The organism is Rhizobium sp. BE258 (genome assembly GCF_031457345.1).
Classification (GTDB): domain Bacteria; phylum Pseudomonadota; class Alphaproteobacteria; order Rhizobiales; family Rhizobiaceae; genus Rhizobium.
Genome location: NZ_JAVDWL010000001.1, coordinates 222,481 through 241,770 on the forward strand (window position 1 = coordinate 222,481; position 19,290 = coordinate 241,770).

Consider the following 19,290-nt stretch of genomic DNA (forward strand, 5'->3'; position numbering starts at 1 on the left):
GGATCATCGGCCCGCTGTCTCTTGGCCTCCGGCAAACGGGGGTGAACTATGTCATTCGCCCCAGAGGTACTCTCCATGGCCAGACGTGTTGAAGATGCACGTATCCTCATGTACAGCCACGACACGTTCGGTCTCGGCCATCTGCGCCGCTGCAGAACGATCGCCCATGCCCTGGTCGAAGACTATCGCGGCCTCAACATCCTGATCATCTCGGGCGCCACGATCGCCGGCGCCTTCGATTACCGCGCCCGCGTCGATTTCGTGAAGATCCCGAGCGTGATCAAGCTTCGCAACGGCGAATATACGTCGATGGCGAGCCATATCGATCTGCAGGATACGCTGAAGATGCGCGAATCCAGCATTCGCCATACCGCCGAGACCTTCCAGCCCGACATCTTCATCGTCGACAAGGAGCCCATGGGTCTGAAGGGTGAAGTCGAGGATACGCTCGCCTATCTGAAAGCGCGCGGTACGACGCTGGTGCTTGGCCTTCGCGAGATCATGGACGCGCCGCACCTGCTCGATGCCGAATGGAAGCGCAACGGCATCATGCAGAAGATCGACCAGTATTACGACAGCGTCTGGGTCTATGGCCCGCCGGACTTCTACGATCCGTTGGTCGGCCTCGATGTTCCCGCCAATGTCCGACGCAAGATGGATTTCGTCGGCTTCCTGCAGCGCAGCGTTTCGAAGAGCAAGAAGTCGGTGAACACGCCTAAGGAAAAATACATTCTCGTCACGACGGGCGGCGGAGGCGACGGCTCCGATCTCGTCCACGACGTGATGAACGCTTACGAGCAGGATTCGACCCTTCAATTGAAGGCGCTTGTGGTGCTCGGCCCCTATATGCCGGCCGCAGAGCGCACGAAGCTCGTCAAGAAGGGTGAAAAGATCCCGTCCATCGAGGTCATCGAATTCGACAATCACATGGAAGAGCTGATCGAGGGGGCAACGGGCGTGGTCGCCATGGGCGGCTACAATACCTATTGCGAGATCCTCTCCTTCGACAAGCCCGCGCTGATCGTGCCGCGCGTCAAGCCGCGTGAGGAGCAGTTGCTGCGGGCGCAGCGCGCCAGCGAACTCGGCCTCGTCGATATGCTGCTGCCGGATCAGTCCGCCAATCCTGCCATCATGGCCGAAGCCCTGAAACAGCTGCCAAACCGCCAGCCGCCGTCGCAGAGCGGCTGCACAATGCGGCTTGAGGGCCTCGATCATATCTCGCAGACCGTCGGCCGCTGGCTCGACAATCGCGGCCGTCATCTCTCCCTCGTCGGCGCAGAGTGAAGACACCGACATTGCCAGAGCGCCGGAAGATCCTCGTCGTCCTGAAAGGCTATCCACGCCTTTCGGAAACCTTCATTGCCCAGGAGCTGCTTGGCCTCGAAAAGGCAGGCTTCGACCTGACATTGATTTCCATGCGCCGCCCGACCGACAAGAAGCGGCATCCTGTTCATGACGAGATCAAGGCGCGCGTCGTCTATCTGCCGGAATATCTGCACGAGGAACCGCTTCGCGTCCTGAAGAGCCTTTTCGCCGGCTTCAGCAGGAAGGGGTTCGGAGCGCTGATGAAGCGCTTCTTCGCCGACCTGCCGCGCGACATTTCCCGCAATCGCTTCCGCAGGCTTGGCCAGGCGCTGGTTCTCGCGCGTGAATGGCCTGATAACGGCCAGTGGCTGCATGCCCATTTCATCCATACGCCGGCCTCGGTAACGGAATATGCCAGCATTCTGACCGGCGTCCCGTGGACGGTTTCCGCCCATGCCAAGGACATCTGGACCTCGCCGGATTGGGAGCTGAACGAGAAGCTTTCGAGCGCCCGCTGGGCGGTGACCTGCACACGCACCGGCTATGAACACATGCGGACGCTGACCAGCCGTCCGGATGCGGTGCATCTCAGCTATCACGGGCTCGATCTTGCCCGTTTCGGCCATTTTTCAGGCGATCGGTCGAAGCGTGACGGATCGGCCACCAGCGATCCGGTCTTCCTGCTCAGCGTCGGCCGCGCCGTCGAGAAGAAGGGTTACGACATCCTGCTCAACGCGCTGGCCCTGCTGCCGAAAGATCTGGCCTGGCGCCTCGAGCACATCGGCGGCGGCGACGAGCTTGCGAAGCTCAAGGCACTTGCCAGCACTCTTGGTCTTTCTGAGCGCATCGTCTGGAAGGGCGCGCTCGCCCAGGAAGATGTTCTCGATCACTACAGACGGGCCGATCTCTTCGTGCTCGCCTGCCGGATCGCCGCCAATGGCGATCGTGACGGGCTGCCGAACGTGCTGGTCGAGGCGTCGAGCCAACGGCTTGCCTGCCTGTCCACCAATATCTCGGGCGTGCCGGAACTGCTGACAGACGACAAAAATGGCCTTGTCGTGCCCCCTGAAGACCCGATAGCGCTGGCTGCAGCGCTTGAGCGGGCAATCCGCGATCCGGCTCTGCGCCACCGCCTCGGCGACGCCGCCGAACAGCGCGTCCGGGCGCATTTCGACTACCATTCCAGCATCGCGCAGCTGACGCAGCTTTTTGAAGCCGAGTGGGAGAAGACCCCATGAGCGGCAAGCGAGCCTTCTTCTACGTTCAGCACCTGCTCGGCATCGGCCATATCGCCCGCGCGAGCCGCATCGCCAATGCCATGGCAACAGATGGTTTCGACGTCACCGTCGTCACCGGCGGCCTGCCTGTTCCGGGCTTTCCGGCCGGGGGACTGAAGACGATTGCACTTCCTCCTGTCGTTGCCAGCAACGCCGGGTTTTCAGGGCTTGCAGACGCAAACGGCAATCCGGCCACCGAAGCGTTCCTGTCTTCCCGCCGCGACATGCTGCTTTCGGCATTTCGCGAGACCAAGCCGGATGCAGTCATCATCGAAGCCTTTCCCTTCGGCCGCCGGCAAATGCGCTTCGAATTGCTGCCGCTGCTCGATGCGATCGCTTCGGTCAATCCGCGGCCAAAACTCTTCAGCTCGGTCCGCGATATCCTGCAGGAGAACCGTAAACCCGGCCGCGACGAAGAAACCGTCAAGCTCGTCAAGGATCACTTCGATGCCGTTCTCGTTCACGGCGATCCTGATTTCGTGCGGCTGGAAGCCACCTTTCCGCTGACTGCTGATATTGCCGACAAGGTGCGATACACCGGCCTCGTCGCCCCGCCCCCGGCGGCCGATCCGGCTGAGCGATTCGATATCATCGCATCAGCAGGCGGTGGCGCTGTCGGCCTGGATTTGATCCGCGCCGCCCGCGATGCCGCATGCTCGCTTCCGGCGAGCTATCGCTGGCTGCTGATTTCAGGCCCGAACCTTCCCGAACGGGATTTCGCAGCACTGCAGCACGAGGCCCCCGCAAACGTGACGCTGGTGCGGTTCCGCAAGGATTTCCCCTCTCTGCTGAAGGGCGCCAAGGTGTCGATCTCGCAAGCCGGCTACAATACGGTCGGCGATCTGCTGCGCACCGATTGCCGGGCAATCCTGATCCCCTTTGTTGCCGGTGGCGAAACGGAGCAGACCGTGCGTGCCGAGCGGCTGAAAGCCATGGGTCTGGCCAGCATTCTTCCGGAGACCGGGCTCACCGCTGAGCATGTCGCAAGTGCCGTCTCCGAAGCCCTTGCGCGTCCCCCCCGGCAGGCCGCCGCGCTGGACCTTGCGGGCGCTGAAACCACAGCGGCGATCATTCGCTCAATGCTCGGCTGAATTGCTCGCACTTTATGAAAGTCCTGTGATATAAACGGATTTCCGGCAGAATCGGCAGTTCGATGGTAGTCCGCTTCGCCTTGTTTTCGTTACGATATCCGGCGGTCCGGCGGCATGAACCTGTTTTCCGAATCCCCCTTCGTAAACGTCTCCGGACCCTCCCTTCAGGTTGACGGTTAGCAATGGAAAAGAGTCTCGCCCGCTACATCTGGTCGAACACCCGCCTCCAGCAGCTCTGGATTCTGGCGGTCGTTGCGGCATCGATGATCCCGTACTTCCTGTCGTTCGATCTGCCGAAGCAGATCGTCAATGGACCGATCCAGGGTGACGGCTTCGACAATGCCAACGCCACGCAGACCTTCATGCATCTGGCCTACGATCTGCCGCTGATCGGGCATGTCGAGTTCTTCCAGGGTCTGCAGCTCAACCGTCTGCAGATGCTGATGGCGCTCAGCCTGGTTTTCCTGGCGCTCGTGGTGCTGAACGGCCTCTTCAAATTCTACATCAACACCTACAAGGGCCGCCTGGGCGAGCGCATGCTGCGCCGTATCCGCTTTCAGCTGATCGACCGGGTGCTGCGCTTTCCGCCGGCGCATTTCAAGCGGGTGAAATCCGCTGAAATCGCCACGATGATCAAGGACGAGGTGGAGCCGATGGGCGGCTTTACCGGCGACGCCTTCGTCTCGCCTGCCCTGCTTGGCGGCCAGGCGCTGACGGCGCTCGCCTTCATCATCATCCAGAATTTCTGGCTCGGCATGATCGCCGCCGGTATCGTCGGCGTGCAGGCGATCGTCATCCCGCGCATGAGGAAGCGCCTGCTCGAACTCGGCCGCCAGCGGCAGCTGACGGCACGCGAACTCTCGGGCCGCGTCGGCGAAATCGTCGATGGCATTGGTACCATCCATGGCAACGACACTTCCAACCTCGAGCGCGCCGATATCGCAGCGCGCCTCGGCCTGATCTTCTCGATCCGCTACGACCTCTACCAGTGGAAGTTCATGGTGAAATTCCTGAACAACTTCCTGGCCCAGGTCACCCCGTTCCTGTTCTACGCCATCGGCGGATATCTGGCGCTTCAGGGCCGCCTCGACATCGGCCAGCTGGTAGCCGTCATCTCCGCCTACAAGGATCTGCCGGGACCGCTGAAGGAACTGATCGACTGGGACCAGATGCGCCAAGACGTTCAGGTCAAGTATCAGCAGGTCTACGAGCAGTTCAACGTCGAGCCGTTGATCGACAGCAAGATCCAGGACGTTCCGGCCGAAGCGATCGGACCGTTGACAGCGGCACTCGTCGTAACCAATCTCGCCGTCAATGACGACAGCGGCGCGCGGCTGGTCGACCACGTCTCGGTAGAGATCAAGCCGAACGAAACGGTGGCGATCGTCGGCCCGAATGGAAGCGGCGCGGAAGCCTTTGCCGAAGCGCTCGGGCGCATCGTCTGGCCGGAAGGCGGGCGCATCAGCATCGACGGCCAGGATTTGCTTGCGCTGCCGGAATATATTACCGGCAGACGGATTTCTTACGTATCGTCAGATACCTACTTTTTCCACGGTACGCTGAAAGACAACATCCTCTACGGCCTTAAGCACGCGCCGCTGACGGATCCGGGCTACCAGGGTCAGGACGCTCTCGAATTCAAATGGCGAAACGCGGAGGCGCTGCGCGCCGGAAACCCGATTTTCGACCTCAACAGCGACTGGGTGGATTATAACGCCGCCGGTGCGACAGGCCCCGACGATCTGCTGAAAGCGATCCGCCCGGTGCTCGACGCTGTGCTGATTTCGCAGGACATTCTCGATCTGGCACTGCGGTCTTCGGTCGATACCAGCGTTCATGTGGCACTTGCCGAGCGCATTGTCGATCTACGCGCCTCCTTGCGCGAGAGGCTGGAGGAAGAGAAGCTCGACACTATCGTCGTTCCCTTCGATTTCGACGCCTACAACGCTCAGGCGACGGTTGGCGAGAACCTGCTTTTCGGCACGATGAAGCGGCCGCAGATGACCAACCGCCGCCTCGCCGCCCACCCCTATTTCCAGCAACTGTTCCGCGACACCGGCCTCAGCAACGATCTCTACGCGATGGGCCTGGAGATCGCCGAAAACGCCGTGGAACTGTTCCATGACCTGCCGCCGGATCACCCGTTCTTCCAGCAACTGACCTTCATGACCGCGGACGACATCCCTGCCTACCAGGCGCTGCTGCAAAAGCTGCAGAGCCGGAAGTTCGAGGATGCGACGGCCGAGGAACGCTCAAGTATCATCCGCCTGAGCTTCGCCTATATCGAGCCCCGCCACCGCTTCGGTCTGCTGACCGACGAGCTGATGGAAAAGATCGTCTCGGCGCGCAAACAGTTCCACGAACATATTCCCAGTGATCTCTCGGCACTTATCGAGCGCTACGATCCGGAACGTTTCACCGCGTCTGCCAGCCTGATGGACAACGTGCTTTTCGGCCGCATCGCCTATCAGCAGGCCGATGCATCGGAGCATATCCGCTCGATCATGGGCGAGCTCTTCGACAAGCTCGATCTGTTCGACGACGTGCTGTCAATCGGTATGGAATTCGATGTCGGCTCTGGCGGCAAGCGCCTGACGATGGTTCAGCGCCAGAAGATCAACCTGGCGCGCGCGCTGCTGCGCCGTTCCGACTATTTCATCCTCAACCGGCCGCTTCTGGCGTTGGACCAGCGCGTCCAGGACCAGATCACCCGAAACGTGGTGACCGGCCTTCATGAAGAAGGCAAGCGCCCGGCAATCATCTGGGTTCTGTCGAACGCACGCCTTGCGGAGGTCTTCGACAGGATCCTGCTTTTCGAACGCGGTGGCCTGGCGCAAGCCGGTGGCTATCCGGAACTTTCGGAGAAAAACACTATGTTCAAGGAACTGTTATCGTAATAATCTACTGGGGCGGCTGAGACGGCATTCTTGCGAGGGAATGCCTGGTAGAGTTTTAGAAAACGCTTTCTCCTTATACGAGAGGAGGCGCCAGGGGGTAAAACACTCATGCTGTTGAGAGATGAAGTCGAAATGCTGCGGCGGGTGCCGATCTTTTCCAGGATCGCGCCGGCAAAACTCAAGCTTTTGGCATTCACCTCCGACCGGATGACCTACAAGGCCGGTCAGAACCTTTTCCATCAGGGCGATCCGGGCGATGCAGCCTACGTGATCCTCTCGGGAACGGCCGACATTCTCGTCCATTCTCCCGCTGGCGATATCAAGGTCGCCGATGTCGAACTCAACTCGATCGTCGGCGAGATCGCCATTCTCTGCGACGTCTCGCGAACGGCAACCGTGCGCGCCACCTCGGGGCTCGAAGTCCTGCGCATCAGCAAAGAGCACTTCCTGAAGCTGCTCAGCGACTTCCCAGAAATGGCCGTCGAAATCATGCGCGTGCTGGCCGACCGCCTGAACCACACGACTGCCGAACTGACCGCGGCGCGCGCCAAGCAGCCACCGGAACCGGTTAACTGATCAGCATTAATCCGGCGGCCATTGCTGGGCGCCGTGAAGCAGGCGCAGGATCTGGATTTCCTGCGCGTTCTCATCGATGCGATAGATGGTAAGATATGGACTGCCGGGAACCACCAGTTCCCGGGTTCCGTCCTTGCGTCCGCTGCGGCCCACACGCGGGTGTGCGCTAAGGATATCCGCCTGGCTTCGTACAAGCGTCTCCAGCCGGATGGCGGCCTGCGGGTTCTGCTGAAAAACGTAGGATATCTGGCGCCGGCGATCATTCAGCGCGCGAGGCAACCAGTTGACGATCACTTACCGTCTTCCTGTACGCGAGACATCAGGCTAGCCAGAAACGCATCCATTTCCTTGTTGGCATCTTCGTTACTGATCCAGACGGTATTCGGATCATCCGCCTCGCGAAGGCCGATCTCAACTTGCTCGCGGAACCACCGGTCGTGTTCGGCCGCCTCATGCGCGCGCTTCAGCGCTTCGGCTCGATCGGGACGCTTGCTGGACTCCGCGGCGTACTCCGCAGCATCCACATCGAATTGCGAGATGCCGACATCCTTGAGATAGGAGACAAGCGTCTCCATGCGCTTGAAAAGCCTGACCTGGCGGCTGCGCTGGGCGGCAAGCGAATGCTCGCTCTTTCCGTAGCGCACGACGATAGACCAGCCACCGAGCTGGCCGACGACAAGGGTTTTGTCGATGGCGCCGGCTTCCGCGAGGCGCGAGAGAGTCGCATGGTCGATCATCGAGTGGGTCATCAGAGCATCTCCTTGGTCTGGAAGGATATGCAATCAATTATAATTTGCAATGCGCCATTTAATAAAAAGCCCGGTACGAAACCGGGCTCTTCTGTTTGATCAGGATATCAGGCGCTACTCGCGTTGTTCCAGCGCCTTGCTGAAAGCCAGCGCTGCAAGCGTGCAGATCGCGCCCGAGAGCAGGTAGTAGCCGACGAAGGTCAGGCCGAAGCTGCTGGAGAGGCTCAGCGCCACCAGCGGCGCAAAGCCGGCGCCGACGAGCCATGCGAGGTCGGAGGTAAAGGCGGCACCGGTATAACGGTAGCCGCGGCCGAAGCGCGAGGAGATCGAGCCGGTCGCCTGACCGAAGGACAGGCCGAGCACTCCGAAGCCGATGATGACGAAGGCATCCTGTCCGGCATCGCCGGATGCAATCAGCATCGGCCCGACGAAGGAGAAGATCGCGATCAGCACCGCACAGACGGCAAGCTGGGCGCGGCGGCCGATGCGGTCGGCGATCAGGCCGGAGGCAATGATCGCGACGATGCCGACGAGTGCGCCGATGATCTGCACCACCATGAACGTGTCGAGCGGCTGCGTTCCATAAAGGCTCATCCAGCCGAGCGGGAAGATGGTGACCAGATGGAACATCGCGAAGCTCGCCAGCGGCACGAAGGCACCGATCAGGATGTCGCGGCCATGAACCTTCAGAACCTTGCCGATCGGCGCGGCCTCGAGCTCATGCTGTTCCAGCAGCGTGCCGAACTCCTGGGTCATGACCAGGCGCAGGCGGGCAAAGAGCGCCACGACGTTGATCGCGAAGGCGACGAAGAACGGGTAGCGCCAGCCCCAGGAGAGGAAATCCTCGTTGGAGAGATTGGCGATGAAGAAGCCGAAGATAATGCTCGCCAGCGCGAAGCCGATCGGCGCACCGAGCTGCGGGATCATCGCGTACCAGCCGCGCTTGTTCTGCGGCGCATTCAACGCCAGCAGCGATGCCAGGCCGTCCCAGGCGCCGCCGAGCGCAAAGCCCTGGCCGAGGCGGAACAGGGCCAGAAGCGCGATCGCCCAGTAGCCGATCTCGTTATAGCCGGGCAGGAAGGCGATCGACGCCGTAGAACCGCCGAGCAGGAAAAGCGCAATCGTCAGCTTCGTGCCGCGGCCATAGAAACGGTCGATCGTCATGAAGACGACCGAGCCGACTGGACGCGCCAGGAAGGCCAGCGAAAAGATCGCAAAGGAATAGAGCGTCGCCGTCAGGCGATCCGGTGCGAAGGGAAAAATCAGTTGCGGGAAGACCAGAACCGAAGCCAGGCCATAGACGAAGAAGTCGAAGAATTCCGACATTCGACCGATGATGACGCCAAGGGCGATACTGCCAGGCGAAACCTTTTCGCCAGAGTGGATCTGTCTTGCGTCGCGTTCAAGTGTCGTGGACGATGGTCCATAATTTGCTGCAGTCATTAACGCCTCCCTCGTTGAGACGCCGCGGCAAAGCGCCTCAAGACGATTTTGATCAAACCCGCAAGCTTATCAAGTCTGATGGACGTAAATAGTTCATCATCCATTCTCAAAATTAGATGTGGACGAGAAATCGGGCGTGATCCGGCGAATCGAGCCGCCGCCAGGTGGCCCTTTTCATTTTCACGGATATATTATGCCGCTAACATGCATGCGCCCGGGCCAAATCCTTCGTAATTTTATCAGGATTTCAAAGCCGTAGCGTCTTACAATTTTTGCCGCGCTGCGGCATCTTTGCTGCAGTGCGACCAAACACCTCATGTTGCCATCAGGTTCAGTGCTTTAGTCGCGGTTTGGACGAAACAACAAGAGCTTAGAGACGTGCAAAAACTCGTGAAGTTTTCCCGCCTTCTATCCGTGTTGCCGCTGATGATGCTGGCAGGATGCAATATGGTCGTGATGTCGCCGTCGGGCGATATCGCAAGTCAGCAGGCAGATCTCATTCTGGTCTCCACCTTCCTGATGCTGCTGATCATCGTGCCGGTCCTGTTCCTGACGCTGTTCTTCGCCTGGCGTTACCGGCGTTCGAACACGGCAGCGACCTACGATCCGGAATGGCATCATTCGACACGACTGGAAGTGGTTATCTGGTCTGCGCCGCTGGCGATCATCATCGCGCTCGGCGCGATCACCTGGATTTCAACTCACAAGTTGGACCCATACCGGCCACTCGACCGGATCGACGCGGAACGCAGCATTCCCGCGGACACCAAGCCGCTGACCGTTGAGGTCGTTGCGCTCGACTGGAAATGGCTGTTCTTCTATCCGGATCTCGGCATTGCCACGGTCAACGAACTGGCAGCGCCGGTCGATGTGCCGATCAATTTCAAGATCACCGCATCGTCGGTCATGAACTCCTTCTATATCCCTGCCCTTGCCGGCCAGATCTATGCGATGCCGGGCATGCAGACCAGGCTGCACGCCGTCATCAACAAGGAAGGCGAATACGAAGGCTTCTCCGCAAATTATAGCGGCGACGGCTTCTCGCACATGCGCTTCAAGTTCCACGGTCTGAACCAGCAGGGCTTCGACGATTGGGTCGCCCGGGTGAAGAGCCAGGGTACGGCGCTGAATCGCGACACCTATCTGAAGCTCGAAAAGCCGTCCGAACGCGAGCCGGTGCGCTATTACGCCACTGCCGACAAGGATCTCTACGACGCGATCCTCAATCTCTGCGCCGCACCCGGTAAGATGTGCATGAGCGAGATGATGCATATCGACATGATGGGCGGCGGCGGCAAGGAAAGCGCCGAAAACCGCGAGAAGCTGCAATATGACAACCGCCATGTGGAGAAGGGCGAAGGCACCAATGCCGCGACCTTCCCGGCAACCGGCACGCCTGCCCGCAGCGACGAGAAGCCCGCCGGCACCGGCGAAAATGGCCAGCAGCCGATGCAGAACGACATGCCAGGAATGGACATGAACGGCGGCGGCCACGATGGCCATTCGATGCCCGGAATGAACCACGGTACTGGCGATCCGGCTCCGGCTCAGCTGAACAACAATTAAACCTGGCGCTTTGCGTCGCTAAGACATCAATGAACGGGTTATTCCATGTTTTCCAATCCTGACCTCCTGAAGTTTATCTTCGGCCGGTTGACCCTCGATTCGATCCCCTATCACGAGCCGATCCTGGTCTTCACCTTCATCGGCGTGGCGATCGGCGGCATCGCCGTGCTGGGTCTCATCACCTATTTCAAGTTCTGGGGTCCGCTCTGGCGCGACTGGATCACCAGCGTCGACCACAAGAAGATCGGCATCATGTACATCATCCTCGCGGTGATCATGCTGCTGCGCGGCTTCTCCGACGCCATCCTGATGCGTATCCAGCAGGCGATCGCCTTCAACGGCAATGAAGGCTATCTGCCGCCGCATCACTATGACCAGATCTTCACGGCGCACGGCGTGATCATGATCTTCTTCGTGGCGATGCCATTCGTCACCGGCCTGATGAACTTCGTCGTGCCGCTGCAGATCGGCGCGCGCGACGTCTCGTTCCCGTTCCTCAACAATTTCTCGTTCTGGATGACGACGGCAGGCGCGATCATCATCATGATGTCGCTGTTCGTCGGCGAATTCGCCCGCACCGGCTGGCTGGCCTATCCGCCGCTTTCGGGGGCTGACTATAGTCCGGGTGTCGGTGTCGACTATTATATATGGGGCCTGCAGGTCGCAGGTGTCGGCACGACGCTATCGGGCATCAACCTGATTGCGACGATCGTCAAGATGCGCGCGCCGGGCATGACCTTCATGAAGATGCCGGTCTTTACCTGGACCTCGCTCTGCACAAACGTGCTGATCGTCGCTTCCTTCCCGATCCTGACCGCAACGCTCGTTCTGCTGTCACTCGACCGCTATGCCGGCACGAACTTCTTCACGAACGATCTCGGCGGCAATCCGATGATGTATGTGAACCTCATCTGGATCTGGGGTCACCCGGAAGTCTACATCCTGATCCTGCCGGCCTTCGGCATCTTCTCCGAAGTCGTCGCCACCTTCTCCGGCAAGCGCCTCTTCGGCTACGCATCGATGGTTTACGCCACCTGCGTCATCATGATCCTGTCCTATCTCGTGTGGCTGCACCACTTCTTCACGATGGGCTCGGGCGCCAGCGTCAACTCGTTCTTCGGCATCACGACGATGATCATCTCCATCCCGACAGGGGCGAAGATGTTCAACTGGCTGTTCACGATGTATCGCGGCCGCATTCGCTACGAAGTGCCAATGCTGTGGACCGTCGGCTTCATGGTGACCTTCGTCATCGGCGGTATGACCGGCGTCATGCTCGCCATCCCGCCTGCCGACTTCGTGCTCCACAACTCGCTGTTCCTGATCGCCCACTTCCATAACGTGATCATCGGCGGCGTGCTGTTCGGCCTGTTTGCCGGCGTCAACTACTGGTTCCCGAAGGCCTTCGGCTTCAAGCTCGACCCGTTCTGGGGCAAGATGAGCTTCTGGTTCTGGCAGATCGGCTTCTTCTTCGCCTTCATGCCGCTCTACGTGCTCGGCCTGATGGGCGTGACCCGCCGCGTCTCGCAGTTCGAGGATCCGTCGCTGCAAATCTGGTTCATCATCGCCGCCTTCGGCGCCGGCCTTATCGCCCTCGGCATCGTTTCCTTCCTCGTGCAGATCTTCGTCAGCTTCCGCAAGCGCGAGGCGCTGAAGGACGAGACGGGCGACCCCTGGGAAGGCCGTACGCTGGAATGGGCGACGTCCTCACCGCCGCCGGACTACAACTTCGCCTTCACGCCTGTCGTCCACGACCATGACAGCTGGTACGACATGAAGAAGCGCGGCTATGTCCGTCCGCACGAAGGTTTCCGTCCGATCCACATGCCGAAGAACACCGGCACCGGCGCGATCCTTTCGGCCCTCAGCATCGGCCTCGCCTTCGGCCTGATCTGGTACATGTGGTGGCTGGCTGCCGTCTCCTTCGTCGCGATCGTCGCGGTGTCGATCGCCCATACGTTCAACTACAAGCGTGATTTCTACATTCCCGTTGAGGAAGTCACCGCGACAGAGGACAAGCGCACCAAGCAGCTTGCGGTTCAGGCATGACGACCATGACCGATCACACCATCGACTCGGCCGAAAAGCCCGTCTTCTATCTGACCGAGGATCATCATCCGGAGAGCAGCACCAATCTCGGGTTCTGGCTCTATCTGATGAGCGACTGCCTGATCTTCGCCGTGCTCTTTGCCACCTATGGCGTGCTCGGCCGCAATTATGCGGCCGGCCCGTCGCCGAAGGATCTGTTCGATCTGCCGCTGGTGGCGATCAACACCTCGATGCTTCTGTTCTCGTCGATCACCTATGGCTTCGCCATGCTGCAGATGATGAGGGGTTACAAGGCCGGCGTGCTATTCTGGCTGGCGATCACCGGCCTGTTCGGTGCCGCCTTCATCGGGCTCGAACTCTATGAGTTCGCGCATCTGATCCATGAAGGCGCCGGACCGTCGCGCAGCGCGTTCCTCTCGGCCTTCTTCACGCTGGTCGGCACCCACGGCCTGCACGTCACCTTCGGCATCATCTGGCTCATCACGCTGATGGTGCAGGTCTCGATGCACGGCCTAATCGAAGCCAACAAGCGCCGCCTGATGTGCCTGTCGATGTTCTGGCACTTCCTCGATGTCGTCTGGATCGGCGTCTTTTCCTTGGTCTATCTGCTGGGAGTTCTCGGATGAGCTCGAACACTCACGCCCACGACGCACATCACCACCACGGCCATGGCGGCCATGATCACGGCGGCCACGATGCGGATCACGGCTCCTTCAAGAGCTACATGATCGGCTTCGTGCTGTCGGTCATCCTGACGGCGATCCCGTTCTGGCTGGTTATGGCAGGCGTCTTCGAAAGCCCGCTGGTGACGGCGGTCACGGTGATGGCGCTCGGCGCCGTGCAGATCGTCGTTCACATGATCTACTTCCTGCACATGAACACTCGTTCGGAAGGCGGCTGGACGATCATGGCGCTGATCTTCACCATCGTCATCGTCGCCATCGCCCTCGCTGGCTCCTTCTGGGTCATGCATCATCTGAACACCAACATGATGCCGATGAGCCCCGAAATGATGAAGAACATGCCGTAAGGCAGATGCGGGCGGCCTCCGGGCCGCCCGCTGCATTTGACCATGACCGATCTGTCCGGCTCCAAACCCACCACACCGCGCTCGACCGGCAAGCTCATTCTGCTTGGCGGCCTGATGCTGCTCGCGATCGCCACTTTCGTGGCGCTTGGCATCTGGCAGGTGGAGCGGCTCTACTGGAAGCGCGACCTGATCGCCCGCGTCGATCAGCGCATTCATGCGGCACCTGTACCCGCTCCCGAAGGCGCCACCATCGACGCCATGGCCGACGAATACCTCCGGGTCACCGCGACCGGCACGTTCGACAACAGCAAGGAAACGCTGGTCTACGCCTCCACCGAGCTCGGCCCCGGATACTGGGTGATGACGCCGCTCCGGCTGGAAGACGGCAATGCCATCCTCATCAATCGCGGCTTCGTACCGCTGGAAAAGCGCGACCCGAAAATGCGCACTGAGGGCCAGCTTTCGGGACCGGTCAGCGTGACAGGGTTGCTGCGGCCAACAGAGCCGAAAGGTTCACTGCTGCAATCCAATGATCCCACGACCGGATGGTGGTATTCGCGCGACGTGGCGGCGATCGCCGCGGACAAGGACATCGGCAAGATCGAGCCCTACTTCATCGACGCCGATGAAGCTCCGAATCCGGGTGGCGCCCCGGTCGGCGGGCTGACGCGCGTCGTCTTCCCGAACAGCCACCTGAGCTATGCGATCACCTGGTTCGCGATGGCGCTGATGGTCATCGGGCTGTTTGCAGCTGCCGTTCGCAGCGAGCTCCGCCGCCGATGAGCGAAGCGACGGCTACATGGCCCGGCATTGCGGAAATGCACGGACCGCAACCTGTTCGGCAGCGGCATAGGCCTGGCTGACGATTTCCGGCACCAGATCAATATCCGGAAGGCTGCCGAGCCCGAGCGGACCGATTGCGAAAATCCCCCCGACGGACGATCCGTCGGCAAGATAGGGCTCGCCGCGCTGGTTGACGGCAATGCCGAGCGACAGTTCGTCCGGCATCGCAAGCCCTGAGGCAAACAGGCTCTGCATCAGCGGCACATCGAGGTCGGCTGCTCTGCAACGGCAATCGATCACGCGATCGGCATGGATAACTTCCTCGGTTCGCGTACCTGAAGGCGTGAAGAAGATACCGCTCAGGCCCTGACGACCCGCCAGGCCGCGGCGTAGAACGGTATTGCCGCCTGCAAGCTCACGCTTCAGCCGCGCATACATCGCCTCCGGTAGTCTGTTACGGTGACTGTCGTAGATTGCCCGCAGATGCCGGTTGAATTGCTGCTTCTGGCGCGCAGGCAGCGAGCGCCAGAGCGAACGCGCATGCTTGCGCAGGCCGTTCATCACGGATTGCCAGCTGCGGCCGCCCTCCTCGGCATCCCTGCAGGCCTTGCGGATGAAATGGAGAATGCCAGCGAGATCCTTGGGAAGCTCTTCGGCCGGGAAAAGCGGATCGGCGGAGTTGGGCGTATGGCTCTGCGGCAGGAAGCCATGCTTTGAAACGATGGAGATCTGGCCGGAATAGCCCTGATCCCGTAGCTGCAGCAACTGATCGACGACGCGGATGCCGCTGCCGAGCAGAATCGTATGCGGACGCGCGACCAGCCTCTGGGCGCGCACCGGCGAAGTGTTCTCCGTCACGGCAGCGGACGGCGCAAGGCCATAGCCGGTGGCGAGGAAAACGGTGTCGAAAAGCGGATTGGCGGGACCGGCATGTTCCAGCAGGAAGCGGTTTCCGTGGCTCCTGCGAATTGCCACGACGGGCTCATGACAGACCTGGACAGTGATATCCTTGCGGGTCGAGAGCGCTTCGGAAAAGCGCTGGTAGACATAGTCGCTGAAAATTTCCTTGGGCACGAAGATCTGGCGGAATCCCGGGATCGCCGCCGGGACGGCAGCGCGGAATTCCGCGTTGCTACAGAGCCAGTCGTTGAAATCATCAGCATCGCCAGCCGACACCGAAAGGTCGCGGACGCGGGTGTTGAGGATGGCGGAACTCTTTGCCGACGACAGCGCCTGTCCGCCGCTGACGGAGGAATTCGGATCGAAGAGTTGCAGATGGAAGGGCGTACGCACTGTCTTCATCAGCGCAATTGCCGTCATCATCCCGGAAAAGCCGCGCCCGACAATCGCGATGCGCGGAATAGCCGACGGCTTTGCCGCGGCCGCGGCCTTCGCAGAGAAAAGTCCTTGAACCGTCATCTCAACTCCCTTGCGGTCATCACCGCATCCGTGTCTCGATCAAGGTATCGACGCAGAAAAATCAGGCTGCGTCGGCCGGGGTTCGAACTGCTATACGAGCAGTCGTCCGGAACTGGCCGGAAAGGAATTTAGGGGAGCAAACTCTCCCGTCCATAGTCTATTAAACTAGTCGTGTATGAAAGCGCTAAAATGGCTTCGCCGCAAGCCTCTGATTTCCGCTGAAGCGAAAATGCGGGTTAAGGCATTGATTGCGGGTGCTGTTTTTTAGCTCTCTTCGCCGGGATATTGCTTCGCCTTGAGCAGTGCGGCGAGATGGGTGACGTTTCGCGCCAGGGTCTCGATCATCGTGGTGACGTTCTCCGGCACCTGCTTCAGATCGGCGAAATTCGTTGATCCCATCGCCTCACCGACCCAATAGGCGACGGCATTAGCCGGCACCGTGAAACCGACATCGTTCAGCGCCTGATAGAGTTCGGCCGAGACATGGTGCGCGCCGTCTTCGTTTCCGACCACGGCAACCGCCGCCACCTTTCCATACGATACCATGCGACCCTCCGCGTCGGTTTCCGATAGGAACGCATCCATCCGCTCGAGGGCTCGTTTGCAGACGCTCGACGGTTGGCCCATCCATATCGGCGTCCCGACGAGCAGAATGTCGGCGGCGAGGATCTTTTCGCGGATGCCGGGCCAATCGTCCCCCTCGCCTTCGTCGGATGTGACGCCGGGCTTGATGTTGAAATCCGCCAGCCGGAGAACCTCGGTCGTGACATCGTATTTCGCCAACTCGTCGTCGATCAGCGCGGTCATTCGTTCGGTCGATGACTGCTCCTGGCTTTCCGCGGTTTTCAGGGTGGCGTTGAGGGCGAGTGCTTTGAGAGACATGCGGTGCTCCACGGACTCATATCGGTCCGTCACACGAACACGGCAAAGCATCGATTGTTCCGCGCGGAAACGGCGCGTGATCGCGCTCACGAGAAAATAACCAGTTGGTGAATTCTTTACTTGAACGGCCAGGTGGAATCGGCAAAAGTAAGCGCACTACCAATCCCATCATGGAATTGCCGTGTTTTCGGGTCAGCGTCCGAATGCACTTATCTATTTGGAATCATTACCGTGAGCAGCGATGCGTCCTTAAGCGCGACGAAGCATTCGGCTTCGCTCGCGAAAGCAACCGCGGCAGGCTGGGGCAAGGGCCTCTACACACTGGTCCGCATCACCGTCATGGCCTTCCGGCGTCCCTGGCAGGCAAGCCTGGCGATCGGCGCGACGCTTGTGGCGTCCACCTTTCAACTGATGATCCCGCGGCTACTCGGCCAGGCGGTCGACCACACCCAGGTCGCCCTGAGCGGAGGCACCGTCGGCCAGGCGGCGCAGGACGCGCTGCTGACGACGGCGCTGATGCTGCTTGGCGCCAGCGTGCTGCGCGGCCTCTTCACCATGGTGCAGAACTATTATTCCGAGAGCGTCGGCCACCATATGGGCTATTCGCTGCGGCTGGCCTGTTACGAAAAGATCCAGCGGCTGTCCTTCAGCTTCCACGACACCGTGCATTCGGGCGACCTCATCACCATCGGCCTGCTCGATCTCGAAGGCGTACGGATGTATTTCTCGACGGCGCTGGTGCGTGTCTTCCTGCTGTCGATGCTGATCGGCATCGGCGCCTATATGCTTATCACCACCGATCCGGTGCTCGGTCTCCTCGCCCTGAGCTTCGTTCCCTTCGTCGGCTGGCGTTCATCAGTCACGCAGCTGCGCCTGCGCGCCACTTGGCTGGAGCTCCAGGAGCGTCTTTCGGTGTTGACCCGCATCATGGAAGAAAACCTCGGCGGCATTCGCGTCGTCCGCGCCTTCGCGGCTCAGGACCATGAGATGGCGAAATTCCAAGCGGCATCCGAAAGTGCGATCGAACTCGCGCATCAGCGTGTCGGCATCCGCGTCGCCAATACCAGCGCCATGACCTTCTCGTTCTTCGTGTCGATGGGTCTCGTGCTCTGGGTCGGCGGCGGCAAGGTCATGGCCGGCGAAATCACCGTGGGCACGCTTGCCTCGTTCCTGACCTTCATGACCATCCTGCAGATGCCAGTGCGCCAGCTCGGCCTGATGGTCAACGCCTTTGCCCGGGCCTCGACCTGCGGCACGCGCCTCTTCAATCTTCTCGACCTCGAGATTGCCGTGCGCGATGCACCCGATGCCGCGGAGCTCAAGATCACCGAGGGAACGCTTCGCTTCGAGCATGTGGACTTCGCCTATCCGAGCTCGGAGATGCACCAGGTTCTCTACGATGTCAGCTTCGAGGCGAAGCGCGGCGAAACGATCGGCATTGTCGGCCCTCCAGGTAGCGGCAAGTCGACGATCGCGCATCTGATCCCGCGCTTCTATGACGCCACCGGTGGCCGCATCACCATAGACGGTCAGGATATCCGCAAGGCGACACTGCAATCGCTGCGCCGCTCCGTTGCCGTCGTGCAGCAGGATTCCTTCCTGTTCACAACGACGATCGAGAACAACATCGCCTATGGCGACCCATGGGCGAAGGAGCCGCGTATCGAGCGCGCCAGCGAAAGCGCGCAGCTGCACAACTACGTTCTCGGCCTGCCGACGGGATATGGCACCGTCGTCGGCGAGCGTGGCGTCTCGCTGTCGGGTGGCCAACGCCAGCGCCTGTCGATCGCTCGCGCCCTGATGCTGCGCCCCGCCGTGATGGTCTTCGACGACTCGACGGCCGCAATCGACGCGGCGACCGAACAGCGCATCCGCTCGGCGATGCGCAAATACGCCGCCGACCGGGTCACGATCATCGTCGCGCACCGGCTGAGCTCGCTGATGCATGCTGACCAGATCCTCTTCGTCGAGGACGGCCGCATCGTCGAGCGCGGCACGCATGCCGAACTGCTGGCTCTCGGTGGGCGCTACAAGGCGCTCTACGACCTGCAGGTACGGCCGGGAGATGAGGCGCTGAGTGCTTGAAGTCCCTTCTCCCCAGCGGGGAGAAGATGTCCGTCAGGACAGATGAGGGGGCGCGCGACATCGGAGCGAGCGCCTGAGCGGCAAGCGAAGGCGAGTTTGTGAGTGCGTCCCCCTCATCCGACCCTTCGGGCCACCTTC

General features: G+C 60.7%; 16 protein-coding genes. 11 read left to right on the forward strand and 5 right to left on the reverse strand.

Features of this window, described 5'->3' with window-relative positions; all coding sequences use genetic code 11:
* Window positions 1-75: 75 nt before the first annotated feature.
* The 5 genes from J2X43_RS01175 (at window position 76) to J2X43_RS01195 (ending at window position 7,146) form a co-directional block, all read left to right on the forward strand.
* Entirely contained in the window at window positions 76-1,284 is a 1,209-nt protein-coding gene (locus J2X43_RS01175) for a glycosyltransferase family protein (protein WP_112386643.1), read from the forward strand.
* 11 nt (window positions 1,285-1,295) lie between these two features.
* Entirely contained in the window at window positions 1,296-2,543 is a 1,248-nt protein-coding gene (locus J2X43_RS01180) for a glycosyltransferase family 4 protein (protein WP_112386642.1), read from the forward strand.
* Complete coding sequence (locus J2X43_RS01185; RefSeq protein ID WP_310290175.1) at window positions 2,540-3,673, forward strand: glycosyltransferase; 1,134 nt, start codon at window positions 2,540-2,542, stop codon at window positions 3,671-3,673. The genes J2X43_RS01180 and J2X43_RS01185 overlap by 4 nt, the downstream gene beginning before the upstream one ends.
* Before the next feature lie 182 nt (window positions 3,674-3,855).
* Window positions 3,856-6,570, forward strand: coding sequence for an ABC transporter transmembrane domain-containing protein (locus tag J2X43_RS01190; RefSeq protein ID WP_112386640.1), 2,715 nt, complete (start codon window positions 3,856-3,858; stop codon window positions 6,568-6,570).
* A 108-nt stretch (window positions 6,571-6,678) separates the two neighbouring features.
* On the forward strand, window positions 6,679-7,146 hold the full coding sequence (locus J2X43_RS01195) for a cyclic nucleotide-binding domain-containing protein (RefSeq protein WP_112386639.1): 468 nt from the start codon (window positions 6,679-6,681) through the stop codon (window positions 7,144-7,146).
* A 6-nt stretch (window positions 7,147-7,152) separates the two neighbouring features.
* Here J2X43_RS01195 and J2X43_RS01200 read toward each other — a convergent pair whose 3' ends face one another.
* The 3 genes from J2X43_RS01200 to J2X43_RS01210 all read right to left on the reverse strand — a co-directional run bounded on the left by J2X43_RS01200 (window position 7,153) and on the right by J2X43_RS01210 (window position 9,338).
* Window positions 7,153-7,440 (reverse strand): type II toxin-antitoxin system RelE/ParE family toxin, encoded by a 288-nt coding sequence (locus J2X43_RS01200; RefSeq protein ID WP_112386638.1) that lies wholly within the window; start codon window positions 7,438-7,440, stop codon window positions 7,153-7,155.
* Window positions 7,437-7,895, reverse strand: coding sequence for a hypothetical protein (locus tag J2X43_RS01205; protein WP_112386637.1), 459 nt, complete (start codon window positions 7,893-7,895; stop codon window positions 7,437-7,439). Before J2X43_RS01205 ends, J2X43_RS01200 begins: the two co-directional genes overlap by 4 nt.
* Window positions 7,896-8,009: 114 nt before the next feature.
* Window positions 8,010-9,338, reverse strand: a complete 1,329-nt coding sequence (locus J2X43_RS01210) for an MFS transporter (RefSeq protein ID WP_112386636.1) — start codon at window positions 9,336-9,338, stop codon at window positions 8,010-8,012.
* A gap of 378 nt (window positions 9,339-9,716) precedes the next feature.
* Between J2X43_RS01210 and cyoA the strand changes: the two genes are divergently transcribed.
* From cyoA to J2X43_RS01235, 5 genes are read left to right on the forward strand one after another with little or no spacing between them, the layout of a single operon-like run.
* Window positions 9,717-10,904, forward strand: a complete 1,188-nt coding sequence (gene cyoA, locus J2X43_RS01215; protein ID WP_112386635.1) for a ubiquinol oxidase subunit II — start codon at window positions 9,717-9,719, stop codon at window positions 10,902-10,904.
* Window positions 10,905-10,949: 45 nt separating this feature from the next.
* On the forward strand, window positions 10,950-12,953 hold the full coding sequence (gene cyoB, locus J2X43_RS01220; protein WP_112386634.1) for a cytochrome o ubiquinol oxidase subunit I: 2,004 nt from the start codon (window positions 10,950-10,952) through the stop codon (window positions 12,951-12,953).
* Window positions 12,954-12,958: 5 nt separating this feature from the next.
* A complete protein-coding gene (gene cyoC / locus J2X43_RS01225; protein WP_112386745.1) occupies window positions 12,959-13,579 on the forward strand; it encodes a cytochrome o ubiquinol oxidase subunit III in 621 nt (206 codons plus the stop codon).
* Window positions 13,576-13,983: a cytochrome o ubiquinol oxidase subunit IV gene (cyoD, locus tag J2X43_RS01230; RefSeq protein WP_112386633.1), complete on the forward strand. Its 408-nt coding sequence runs from the start codon at window positions 13,576-13,578 to the stop codon at window positions 13,981-13,983. The genes cyoC and cyoD overlap by 4 nt, the downstream gene beginning before the upstream one ends.
* Window positions 13,984-14,025: 42 nt before the next feature.
* Complete coding sequence (locus J2X43_RS01235; protein WP_112386632.1) at window positions 14,026-14,766, forward strand: SURF1 family protein; 741 nt, start codon at window positions 14,026-14,028, stop codon at window positions 14,764-14,766.
* A 12-nt stretch (window positions 14,767-14,778) separates the two neighbouring features.
* Here J2X43_RS01235 and J2X43_RS01240 read toward each other — a convergent pair whose 3' ends face one another.
* On the reverse strand, window positions 14,779-16,185 hold the full coding sequence (locus J2X43_RS01240; RefSeq protein ID WP_112386631.1) for an FAD/NAD(P)-binding protein: 1,407 nt from the start codon (window positions 16,183-16,185) through the stop codon (window positions 14,779-14,781).
* A gap of 264 nt (window positions 16,186-16,449) precedes the next feature.
* Window positions 16,450-17,067: a flavodoxin family protein gene (locus tag J2X43_RS01245; protein WP_112386630.1), complete on the reverse strand. Its 618-nt coding sequence runs from the start codon at window positions 17,065-17,067 to the stop codon at window positions 16,450-16,452.
* Window positions 17,068-17,187: 120 nt separating this feature from the next.
* Here J2X43_RS01245 and J2X43_RS01250 point away from each other — a divergent pair, with 120 nt between their 5' ends.
* Window positions 17,188-19,152, forward strand: coding sequence for an ABC transporter ATP-binding protein (locus tag J2X43_RS01250; RefSeq protein WP_310290188.1), 1,965 nt, complete (start codon window positions 17,188-17,190; stop codon window positions 19,150-19,152).
* Window positions 19,153-19,290 lie beyond the last annotated feature (138 nt).